Annotated in this window: 1 protein-coding gene and 1 pseudogene; both read right to left on the bottom strand. The window is 68.3% G+C overall.

The window, feature by feature from the left end:
* A partial coding sequence (locus JCM9942_RS17155; protein ID WP_054661025.1) for a cysteine dioxygenase family protein occupies positions 1–589 on the bottom strand: 589 nt, incomplete at its 3' end.
* Positions 590–669: 80 nt separating this feature from the next.
* A pseudogene (locus JCM9942_RS20405) lies at positions 670–820 on the bottom strand (lysophospholipase); the annotation flags it as partial.

Below are 820 nucleotides of genomic sequence, written 5' to 3' on the forward strand. Positions count from 1 at the left end.
TCTCGGTCTGCAAATCGCGGGTTTCGCGCAGATACCAGTGCGGGTGGGCCGGATCGGGCAGGAACACCGTGCAGCGCTCCATCACCTGCTGGTAGACGTGCACCGACACCGCGATCTGATCGGGGCTCGGGTTGCAGATGGTGTGGTACTCGTGCGGCGGGATCAGGCAGCCGGCGCTGCCGCGTCCGGCCAGCAGCCCGCGCCCGGCCCGGAACTGGAACCGCTCGCCGGCCTGCTCCTGCAGCGCGTACTGGGTGATCTGCAGCGTGCCGTTCCAAACGCCTTCCACGCACCACAGCCCGCTGTGGTCATGCAGCGGGGTCGCCTGCCCCGGGCCCCAGGTCATCGCCACCACGCTGTAGCCATGCATAGGGCTGCGATACAGCTCGCGGCGGGCGTAGTGATCGTGGACGGGCTCGTGCACGCCCGCCGGCAGGACGATCTGGTCGTCGGCGATCGCCTCGCGCAGTACCTGCTCCACGGTGTGGGTGATCGCCTTGATGCCGGGCTGCTGGATGGCCTGGTCGAGCGCGGCCAGCAGGCGCTTGCGGCCCGGGAACGGCGGGTAGCGGTGGAGGTCATCATGCATCAGTCGATATTAAGCCAGAGCGGTTATCGCTGTGTTCCGAGGCCCGCGCCGGGTGGAGCATGGACGCCATCCGAGAGTTCTCAGGGGATCAGGTTGCGGCGCAGCGCCGGCACCTGCTGCGCCAGCTCGTCGGCCACCATTGCCGCAAAGAAGCCGGCGCCTTCCGGACCGAGGTGGGTGTAGTCGAAGGCGATCTTGGCCTGGCCCATCGGCTCGATCGCGTTGGCATCG

It is taken from the genome of Stenotrophomonas pictorum JCM 9942 (genome assembly GCF_001310775.1).
Classification (GTDB): Bacteria; Pseudomonadota; Gammaproteobacteria; order Xanthomonadales; family Xanthomonadaceae; genus Stenotrophomonas; species Stenotrophomonas pictorum.